The 10095-nt window shown below is 45.1% G+C and carries 8 protein-coding genes; 5 read left to right on the forward strand and 3 right to left on the reverse strand.

Going from position 1 to position 10095, the window contains the following annotated elements; genetic code table 11:
• Positions 1-151: 151 nt before the first annotated feature.
• Positions 152-856, reverse strand: coding sequence for an SDR family oxidoreductase (locus V7D75_RS05340; protein WP_333613721.1), 705 nt, complete (start codon positions 854-856; stop codon positions 152-154).
• A gap of 110 nt (positions 857-966) precedes the next feature.
• On the opposite strand from V7D75_RS05340, the gene V7D75_RS05345 reads away from it, so the two are divergent.
• The gene (locus V7D75_RS05345; RefSeq protein ID WP_333613722.1) at positions 967-1842 is read left to right on the forward strand and encodes a LysR substrate-binding domain-containing protein; all 876 of its coding nucleotides are present in this window, start codon (positions 967-969) and stop codon (positions 1840-1842) included.
• Between the two features lie 187 nt (positions 1843-2029).
• On the opposite strand, the gene pdxA is transcribed toward V7D75_RS05345, so the two are convergent.
• Positions 2030-3121, reverse strand: a complete 1092-nt coding sequence (gene pdxA / locus V7D75_RS05350; RefSeq protein WP_333613723.1) for a 4-hydroxythreonine-4-phosphate dehydrogenase PdxA — start codon at positions 3119-3121, stop codon at positions 2030-2032.
• A 359-nt stretch (positions 3122-3480) separates the two neighbouring features.
• Between pdxA and dnaB the strand changes: the two genes are divergently transcribed.
• The 3 genes from dnaB to argF all read left to right on the forward strand — a co-directional run bounded on the left by dnaB (position 3481) and on the right by argF (position 7321).
• Positions 3481-4884, forward strand: a complete 1404-nt coding sequence (gene dnaB / locus V7D75_RS05355; protein WP_068405205.1) for a replicative DNA helicase — start codon at positions 3481-3483, stop codon at positions 4882-4884.
• A 188-nt stretch (positions 4885-5072) separates the two neighbouring features.
• On the forward strand, positions 5073-6197 hold the full coding sequence (gene alr / locus V7D75_RS05360) for an alanine racemase (protein ID WP_333613724.1): 1125 nt from the start codon (positions 5073-5075) through the stop codon (positions 6195-6197).
• Positions 6198-6397: 200 nt separating this feature from the next.
• Positions 6398-7321, forward strand: coding sequence for an ornithine carbamoyltransferase (gene argF, locus V7D75_RS05365; protein WP_333613725.1), 924 nt, complete (start codon positions 6398-6400; stop codon positions 7319-7321).
• A 160-nt stretch (positions 7322-7481) separates the two neighbouring features.
• Here argF and rpiA read toward each other — a convergent pair whose 3' ends face one another.
• Positions 7482-8141 carry a ribose-5-phosphate isomerase RpiA gene (gene rpiA, locus V7D75_RS05370; protein ID WP_068405199.1) on the reverse strand — a complete coding sequence of 220 codons (660 nt, stop codon included), beginning with the start codon at positions 8139-8141 and terminating at the stop codon, positions 7482-7484.
• Positions 8142-8519: 378 nt separating this feature from the next.
• On the opposite strand from rpiA, the gene ilvA reads away from it, so the two are divergent.
• Entirely contained in the window at positions 8520-10073 is a 1554-nt protein-coding gene (gene ilvA / locus V7D75_RS05375) for a threonine ammonia-lyase, biosynthetic (protein ID WP_068405198.1), read from the forward strand.
• Positions 10074-10095 lie beyond the last annotated feature (22 nt).

Genomic DNA, 10095 nt, shown 5'->3' on the forward strand with positions numbered 1-10095 from the left:
TAGGGGTATAAACCCAAACAACACTCGCAGAAAGACAGTTTGAGAAGGCGTTATCACAGCGGTGGCCCACTTCATAAAAATAAAGTTAGACCCCCAAATCACACCAAGTAATACTAGCGCTGTATAGGCTCTAAACATAGTATTGCCTTTATCAGACAGAGTGTGTCACACCGCCATCAACGCGTATACTCTGACCCGTAATATATCCAGCCGCTTCTGATAATAAAAAGGCAATCGTTGCAGCAACTTCCTCAGCTTTACCATAACGTTCCATCGGAACATTCTCACGGCGCTCATCAACCTCAGGTAAGCTATCGATCCAACCAGGTAAGACATTATTAATGCGAACACCTTGTGACGCATAGTCATCAGAGAAAATCTTAGTAAACGCACCCAGACTGGCTCGAAACGCTGTCGAGGTTGGGAAAGTTGCTGTCGGCTCTGACACCCAAGTCGTAGAGATATTGACAATAGCACCGCCACCTTGTGCCACCATAATTGGGGTCACTAGGCGAATCGGACGCACCGCACTGAGAAAATAGACCTCCATTCCCGTATGCCAATCGTCATCGGTAATCTCTAAGATAGGCGCACGTGGACCGTGACCGGCAGAATTTACCAGTGCATCAATACGGCCCCATTTCTCCATTGCTAAGTCAACTAAGCGCTGTACATCAGCATCGACTAAATTAGAACCGGTGACACCGACACCGCCAAGCTCTTTTGCCAATGCCTCCCCTTTACCTGAGGACGATAATATTGCGACCTTATATCCATCCTGAGCTAGCTTACGAGCGGCCGCTGCACCCATTCCTGAGCCACCTGCCATAATAAGAGCCACTTTTTCTATAGTCATTATTTCCTCCATTAGTGATTGGTTTACCTATCATAACTAATGGCTGCAAATATCTCGCATGATATTAAAAGATGTTAGACTGTAGAAAATCTATTGTCTAAGAGGTGACTATGTCAAATACTTATCGCGCTTTACCTTCTTTGAATGCCTTACGTGCATTTGAAGCAGCAGGGCGTCATTTGAATTTTCGAGCCGCTGCCGATGAGCTTTTTGTGACCCAAGGAGCGGTCGCTCAGCAGGTACGTATACTAGAAGAGTATATGGGGTTTGCACTGTTTCAAAGGCTACCAAAGGGCGTGGCTCTTACCTCCCAAGGCGCAATTTACTTTGCAGAAGTCACGCGAGCGTTTGAGATTTTAAAAAAGGCCACCACTCAAGTACTAAAAGAGCCTAAGACGGTCACCATTAGTGTGACACCGACATTTGCCACTAAGCTTTTATTACCTAATCTTTCGGCTCTAGCAACTGCGGTTCCTGACGTTGACTTACGCACTGTCGCTACTGAGTCTATTGCAGATTTCGACCGTGATCAGGTAGATATCGCGGTACGGCTCACACGTCCACCATTTTTTACGTCATTTGATACGCAGTTATTGTTCAAACAAAAATTGGTAGCCGTTGCTAACCCGTATTTTGTCGCTGACATCACGCTTCCTATCTCACTCGAACGATTAAAAGAGATGCCATTGCTACATGATTCACACAACCACTGGCCACGTTTTCTTAATACCACAGATAAGCTGCCAGGTGCCGTATTCAACCAAACCGCGCTGGCGTTAGATGCGGCTTTAGCAGGGCAAGGGGTTGCGATTGCTTGTCAGGCGTTTGTAAAAGCAGATTTGTCGGCGGGGCGTCTGGTACAAGTTAGTGAATTGGATTTAACCGTTGAGCCTGATTATTACCTTATTCGTAAGCGCACATCAGTATCACAATCTGCTGTCGATGCGGTGTGGGAATGGTTTATTGAAAACTTGGTTATTGGTTGATTAGTCTGTGATGACTATACCCCAACGGAACCAGTTATTTTACCCTTTAAACCTATTAACAGACCACTTAAAACAGACTGGTATAATGGAACCACTTATATTAGACCGTGTTTGATGATTCATAAATAGCAGTTATTCACAACAAAGTTACCCAGTACTGCGTGACAAACGTCGCTAAGGCACGGACTTATGCAAGAGATCTATCAATAAGTGATTTATCCGCCATCTCATTGGCCATCAATAATGCTTGGTATAAGCTGGTCGCACTTGCGCCGCCGCGTCCTGCTAAATCAAGCGCTGTACCATGGTCAACTGAGGTACGAATATAGGGCAGCCCCAAGGTAAGATTGACTGTATCACCAAAACCATGCGATTTGAGCACCGGCAAACCTTGGTCATGATACATCGCAATGACCGCGTCGCAGTTGGCCAAATGTCTTGGGGTAAATAAGGTATCCGCTGGCATTGCTTCTGATATATCGACGCCTACGTCGATAAACTCACGCAATACGGGATTGATAATCTCAATCTCTTCAGTACCCAAATGCCCGCCCTCGCCCGCATGCGGATTCAGACCGCAAACCAAAATACGTGGCTGCGTTAAACCAAACTTCTCGCGCATATCATCAATGACAATTTGCACCGTTTGGCGTACATTGTCAGCAGTGATAGCAGCAGGTATGTCTTTTAATGCTAAATGAGTAGTGACAAGCGCCACTTTCATGGCCTCGTTGGCGAGCATCATCACAACTTTCTCGCAGCCACTTTGCTGCATAAAAAACTCGGTATGACCGCTAAACATGGTGCCATCGAGCAGTTTAATATCCGCATCTATCAGTGCAGATTTTTGCAATGGCCCTGTGACGATAGCAGCGACTGTTTTGTTGGTCGCTAACTGATGGGCGATGTCCAACTGCTTGGCAACCATTGCCGAATTGTGAGTATTAATTTTTCCGCAGACAACGGGTTCAGCACAAGGCGTATTTAACAAAATAAACGCATTATCATCATTGTCATCAATAATTTGCTGTGACATTTGATTTAAAAAGTCATCGCCCTCTATTTCCAAATCGACAGTTTGCCAAAGCGGACAGCTCTCGAGCACGCCTGCTGTTACCAGCATATCAGCGCGCTTTTGCATTGCGGAGCTATCAGCAGTGACCCAGATTGGACGCTTAAAATCCTGCAATTTACCCTCAGCTGCTAATAGCAGCACGACATCCATACCAATGCCAGCAGGCTCACCGGTTGTGATTAATAATGGTAGTCTTTTTTGCATAGTAAAATATCCTAGTTTGATATTAAGAACATGATTTTATTGTATTTATTATTATGAAAACGAGCGTTTAAGAGGTTTTAAGGTGACGCAAATCTTACATCATAGCAAATGGCATTTTTATAGATAATTACTGATAGCAGCCGAAAAAACGCTAGAATGTGTTAAACTTTCGCCTTTCATTGTAGCATTTACCAGCAAGCGCTGAGACCACCTTTTGGTACTTCTCTCGTAGAGCTATGTCGCGCTTGCTTGACGGTATCACTCCTAAAATAAATACTGATAGCAAATAGCTATTTATACTCTTATATAATTAATTTTATACCGACTTTTGAAACTGACTTTTAAGACACTGGGCACCCATGGCAGACAACGAAAAAACCGACGACTTACTCAATCAGACACCGCCGCACAATATTGATATTGAAAAGGCCTTGCTGGCGTCTTTGATGAGTATCGAAGAGGCATACGATAAGATTGCAGATATCGTCACCAAAGACGACTTTTATGCAGGGCGTCACCAGTACATTTTTGACGCGATTGCGCATTTGGCGGCGGTCAATGAACCTTACGATACAGTCATGGTGCATGATTGGCTGGAAGCACAGAAACTACTTAAAGGTGCCGGCGGTGATAGCTACTTGGCCGATATTTTAAGCCAAAGTCCTGCTACTTTGTTTAACCTCACTGCTTATGCACAGCGCGTACGAGAGCTATCGACCTTACGTCAGCTCATTACCACAGGCAATGACATGCTGACCCTTGCCTATAATCCCAAAGACCAAACGGTCAGCGATATCTTAGACAATGTTGAGGCAAAAATATTTAGTATCAATGAGCAACATAATAAACGCGCAGAGCAACGTGGCCCCGTTGGTATTACTTCGGTATTGACCAATGTCATTGATAAGATTCAAGAGCTAAAATCTAATCCTGACGGCATGATTGGTTTGCAAACGCCATTCGTCGAGCTAAACAATAAGACTCAAGGCTTACAAGCCGGCGACTTAATCATCGTTGCGGCGCGTCCGTCTATGGGTAAAACTACTTTTGCTATGAACTTGGCGGAAGGCGTTTTGTTTAATGAAGATTTGCCCGTTGTGGTATTTTCGATGGAAATGCCAGCGGAGTCCATCGTCATGCGTTTGCTGTCGTCTTGGGGGGCAATTAATCAGACGCACTTGCGGTCTGGGCAAATGAACGAAGATGAATGGGCAAAAATGATGAACGCCATTCAGCATCTGCAATCTAAACATTTATATATTGATGACAGCACCGCCCTGCCGCCTTCAGAACTGCGTTCACGCTGTCGCCGTATCGCCAAAAACCACGATGGCAAACTTGGTGCTATCGTTGTCGATTACCTACAGCTGATGAAAGTACCGAGTCTTGATGGCAACCGTGTGGGAGAAATTTCGGAAATTTCTCGTAGTTTAAAAGCCTTGGCTCGTGAGCTTGAATGTCCGGTTATTGCGCTGTCGCAGCTTAACCGCAGTCTAGAAAACCGTCCTAATAAGCGTCCTATTATGTCGGATTTGCGTGAATCGGGGGCAATTGAGCAGGATGCCGATTTGATTATGTTTATTTATCGCGATGAGGTTTATAATGAAAACTCAGACCACAAAGGTGTGGCTGAAATCATCATCGGTAAACAGCGTAACGGCCCTATCGGCACCGTCCGCTTAGGCTTTGAAGGGCAATTTACCCGCTTTATTAACCTGACACCAGAATACTATCAAAACGTCAGCTTTGAGAATGATGAATAATCGGCTGACTAAACAATACATATAACAAGCTTTAACTTTAAAGCAATTACTTATAAAACTAGCCAGTGCGTCATCAGCCAAATTGATGACGCACTGGCTTTATTACTTCAACACATTACCAAACACACTATTTGGTTGATAAAATCGTTTTACTAATAAAAATAACTTTGTCAATAAAGAAGGCAATTATGCGCACTATCACAATCAAACCAGCCGCCATTACTCATAATTTGGCGCAAGTTAAAAAACTGGCACCGACGGCTAAAGTTCTTGCTATGGTCAAGGCCAATGCTTATGGTCATGGCGTCGCTGCTGTCTTACCAGCATTGCAACAAGGCGAGCAACAGGCTGATGGTATCGGCGTTGCAACTTTGATGGAAGCCTTAGAAGCCCGTCAATTAGGTTGGGATAACACCATTGGTCTCATCGAAGGCGCATTTACCGCCGATGAATGGCAGCTAGCGATAGACCATGATATCAGCTGCGTGATTCATCATGAGCCACAACTAAACTGGGCATTAGAAAATACGCCGCCTATTAGCAGCGCCACTCGAGTGGTTTGGCTAAAATACAATACCGGCATGAACCGCTTAGGCTTTAATGACCAAACCCTTATTCCAGCAGCCAAACGTTTGCATAAAGCCGGTTATCAGCTGATTCTGACCACTCACTTTGCCAATGCCGATGACCGCGCTCATCCTCTAAATGCCATTCAAATCCAGCGCTTTAACGACATGCTGCAGACGTTACGAGAAACGGTGAGCAGCGATGTAAAGGGCTCATTGTGCAATTCAGCAGGTATCGTCAATTTTCCCGAGCATCATCACGATTGGGTACGTCCGGGCATCATGCTCTACGGCAGCACGCCTGTAATCGACAAAAGTGCGCATGATTTGAACTTACAGCCAGCGATGGAATTTAGCGCGCAAATTATTGCGCTGCAAACAGTCAACGCCGGTGACGGCATTGGTTATGGCAGCCGCTGGACTGCTGCGCAAGATACCAAAACAGCTTTGGTCAGCATCGGTTATGGCGACGGCTATCCACGCGTAGTGAGTGCTGATGCCTATGTTTCTGTTATTGACGATACCAACAACCAAAACTATCCATGTGCGGTCATCGGACGCGTAGCCATGGATATGATTGTCATTGATGTCAGCGCTGTTCCAAACAGCGTGGCGTTAAATAGTAAAGTGTTGCTATGGGGTGATGCGCCGCACGTCGATGAAGTTGCCGCTCATGCTGAAACCATTAGTTATGAGCTGCTATGTCGCCTAAGCGCGCGACCAACTAGAAAAATAACAGAATCCTAATCGTTAGATATGAACATCATGATAGTTTGCCAGATAAAAGAGACAGCGCCAAATCATGGCAAATTGAACATTTACATTAAGCCCAATTGCGCTATACTAAAAGTTTGTTGTCACCACAGTATACGCACTGTCGCGATATGATTACTGACTGACTGACAACGTAACATTTTTATCGATTGTGATCGACTGCTAGGATTACTATGAGTTTGCGCCATTTTTTGACCCTATCTGATTTAACCAAACAAGAACTAGAAAACCTCATCAAACGCGCTTGTGAATTGCGCAAAATGCAACATGCCGGCGAGATCTATCAGCCCTTTATTGGACGCACGCTTGGCATGATATTTGAGAAATCATCCACCCGTACGCGTATCTCGTTTGAAACTGGCATGGGACAGTTTGGCGGCAGCGCTATCTTTTTGTCGCCAAACGACACGCAGCTTGGGCGCGGTGAGCCGCTAGAGGATTCCGCGCGCGTTATCTCTAGCATGGTCGATATCATTATGATTCGTACCTTTGGCCACGAAAAAGTTGAAACCTTTGCTGAATACTCTAGTGTGCCTATCATTAATGCGCTGACTGACGAATTTCATCCCTGCCAGCTGCTTGCTGATATGCAAACGTATTATGAGCATCGCGGCAGTATCGAAAACAAAATCGTCACTTGGGTTGGCGATGGCAACAATATGTGCGCCTCCTACATGCAAGCGGCCAATCAGTTTGGCTTTGAGCTGCGTGTTGCTGCCCCTTATGGCTTCGAGCCTGACCCTGAGCTGATGGAACGCTTCTCACATTGCGTGAGCTTGGTCGAAGATGTGCAAGATGCGGCAAAAGATTCAAACTTAATCGTCACCGATGTTTGGGCAAGCATGGGGCAAGAGTCTGAACAAAACACTCGCGCACGCCGTTTTGCGCCCTATCAAGTTACGCCATCACTGCTTGATAAAGCCGACCCCGAAGTGGTATTTATGCACTGCTTACCTGCGCATCGCGGCGAAGAAATCTCCCACGATATGCTCGATGATCCACGCTCAGTGGTTTGGGACGAAGCGGAAAACCGCTTACATGCGCAAAAAGCTTTGATGGAGTTTTTATTAAAAGACAAAATTAAGCTACCTGCCTAAAAATAGGTTGTTAAAAACATATCGTGATATTTTGCTAAACCAGCAAGCAGCAGATGAACAGATACGAAAAAGGCAGCGCATATTGGATATGCGCTGCCTTTTTATTGTTTATGACTTTATTTAGCGATAAGTTGTAGCATTAAATTCTGTCAATAATGCATTAACGCGTCAAAGTGGTCACCCCATCACTGCCCGCTCTAAGCAGCACATCGGCTTGATTGGCAGCAAAGATACCATTACAGACCACACCAACGATATTATTCAATTCTTGTTCAAACGCCAACGGATTACTGACATCTAAGTCATAAGTATCTAAAATCACATTGCCATAATCGGTGACAAAATCTTCACGATATACTGGCTCACCGCCCAAACGGGCTAATTGCCTTGCTACATACGAGCGTGCTTGTGGCAGTACTTCTATGGGTACGGGAAATTCGCGCCCCAAGCATTGTACACTTTTGCTTTCATCAACCATACAGACAAACTTATTGGATGCGGCAGCGACGATTTTTTCACGTGTCAGCGCACCGCCACCACCTTTAATCAGTTGCAAATGTTCATTCACCTCATCAGCGCCATCGATATAGACATCAAGCTGACCGGCAAAGTTTAAATCGACGATGTCGATACCCAAGGCGCGTAGTTTATCTTCGGTGACCTGTGAGCTTGCGACCGCCCCAGCAAGCCTTAACGTCGGCAGCAGTTCAATCAGACAGTTGACCGTACTGCCCGTCCCAACCCCAAGTATCATGTCATCTTCGATATAGCGGAGGGCAGCTTTGGCTGCGGCTTGCTTTTGTGCTTGCTGATCACTCATCATAAATCCTTGGAAAAATAAACGTCTCACTCTAAAAGAGCTAAAATGATAAAAGAGGTAAAATGATAAAAGAATTAAAAGGCGCGCTTATTATAACCGATGGCTTTAAGCGATGTTAGCGTAAAACCTATTCTAAATACTCATTGACTCATCACATTGCGCATACTTACTTTAATGTATTCACAAATTGGCATTTAATATTCAAGAAACTCCCCACAAAATTTGCAATTGTGTCTTGCAAGATAGTGAAAATCAGCATAGGCTAATCTATTTCATTTTTGTGCTTATCTTTACTGGTTTATCGCTGTTTATTATCAAACAACAATTTATAACCATTTGCACTTCTTTTATTCATCTTCTCTTTGTTTAGGAATCATTATGCTGTCACATTGGGTACGAGCCATCTTGCAAGCCACCGTCTATGACGTCGCCATTCAAACACCACTTGAAGCTGCACCGAAGCTGACCCAACGTTTTGCTAATGATATTCGATTTAAGCGCGAAGATTTGCAGCCGGTTAAATCCTTTAAATTGCGCGGTGCGTATAACCGTATTAGCCAATTGAGCGATGCGCAAAAAGCGCGTGGCGTCATTTGTGCTTCGGCAGGTAATCATGCGCAAGGCGTTGCCTACTCTGCCCGTAAGCTTGACTTAAATAACATCATTGTGATGCCAACTACCACACCGGATATCAAAGTCGATGCCGTACGCGCGCTTGGCGGTAATGTCGATTTGCATGGTGACAGCTTTGATGAAGCCAACCGTTATGCGATTAATCGTGCTGAGACCGAGGGTTTAACCTTTATTCCGCCATATGATGATGAATTGGTGATTGCAGGGCAAGGCACTATTGGTCTGGAATTGACCCAGCAATGGCGCAACATGGATTATGTCTTCGTTGCCGTAGGCGGTGGTGGTTTGATTTCTGGCGTGGCAGCATTTTTAGGTGAAGTAGCGCCGCATGTCAAAGTCATCGCCGTCGAAGCAGAACAATCAGCATCTCTTAAGGCGGCGCTTGAAGCGAATGAACGAGTTAAACTCAAACAAGTCGGACTGTTTGTCGATGGTGTCGCCGTTGCTCAAATTGGCGAGCTGCCTTTTGATATCGTGCGTATGCAAAAGGGCGATGCATCAGGTCCTTTAGTCGAGACTGACGTGGTCACTTGTACCAATGATGAAGTCTGCGCAGCGGTGAAGGATATCTTTGAAGAAAACCGTAGTATCGTTGAACCTGCTGGCGCTTTGTCCGTTGCAGGCATGAAAAAATATATCGAAGCTAACAACTTACAAGGTAAAAACTGCGTTGGTATCATCTGCGGTGCCAACATGAACTTCGACCGCCTACGTTATATCGCCGAGCGTACGGAGATTGGTGAGAAAAAAGAAGCCATCTTTGGCGTGACCATCCCTGAGCAAACGGGCGCATTTTTAAACTTTTGCCGTAGCCTACATGGCCGTAATATCACCGAGTTTAACTACCGTGCCGATAGCAAAAAATCACCCGACTCTATGGAACCTGCGTCTATTTTTGTCGGTATCGCCTTAAAAGAAGGCGAGAAAGAACGTCAAACGATTAGCAACCAATTGGCAGCCGATGGTTATGAAGCGCATGATTTAACCGATGATGACATCGCCAAATCTCATATTCGTCATTTGATTGGCGGTCATGCCCATGTCGAAAATGAGCAATTATTAAGCGTAGTATTCCCAGAACGTCCGGGCGCTTTATTGACCTTTTTAGAAAAATTGGGCGATGACTTTAATATTACCTTATTCCATTATCGCAACCACGGTGCCGCTGAAGGTCGCGTGTTGGTTGGTCTGCAAGCTTCTGAGGGCAACTCTCGCCAGCTACAAGACGCGCTTCTTGATATTGGTTATGACTGCACCATGCTCAATGACAATATCGGCTATCAGTTGTTCTTGAAATAAATGCTGAAATATTTTTATCAAC

This window comes from Psychrobacter sp. (assembly GCF_036731945.1).
Classification (GTDB): domain Bacteria; phylum Pseudomonadota; class Gammaproteobacteria; order Pseudomonadales; family Moraxellaceae; genus Psychrobacter.

Excerpts from the sequence above, each read along its gene's own strand:
- argF (WP_333613725.1), top strand. The coding sequence starts at position 6,398 with ATGAGTTTGCGCCATTTTTTGACCCTATCTGATTTAACCAAACAAGAA.
- V7D75_RS05345 (WP_333613722.1), top strand. The coding sequence starts at position 967 with ATGTCAAATACTTATCGCGCTTTACCTTCTTTGAATGCCTTACGTGCA.
- pdxA (WP_333613723.1), bottom strand. The coding sequence starts at position 3,121 with ATGCAAAAAAGACTACCATTATTAATCACAACCGGTGAGCCTGCTGGC.
- ilvA (WP_068405198.1), top strand. The coding sequence starts at position 8,520 with ATGCTGTCACATTGGGTACGAGCCATCTTGCAAGCCACCGTCTATGAC.
- dnaB (WP_068405205.1), top strand. The coding sequence starts at position 3,481 with ATGGCAGACAACGAAAAAACCGACGACTTACTCAATCAGACACCGCCG.
- alr (WP_333613724.1), top strand. The coding sequence starts at position 5,073 with ATGCGCACTATCACAATCAAACCAGCCGCCATTACTCATAATTTGGCG.
- rpiA (WP_068405199.1), bottom strand. The coding sequence starts at position 8,141 with ATGAGTGATCAGCAAGCACAAAAGCAAGCCGCAGCCAAAGCTGCCCTC.
- V7D75_RS05340 (WP_333613721.1), bottom strand. The coding sequence starts at position 856 with ATGACTATAGAAAAAGTGGCTCTTATTATGGCAGGTGGCTCAGGAATG.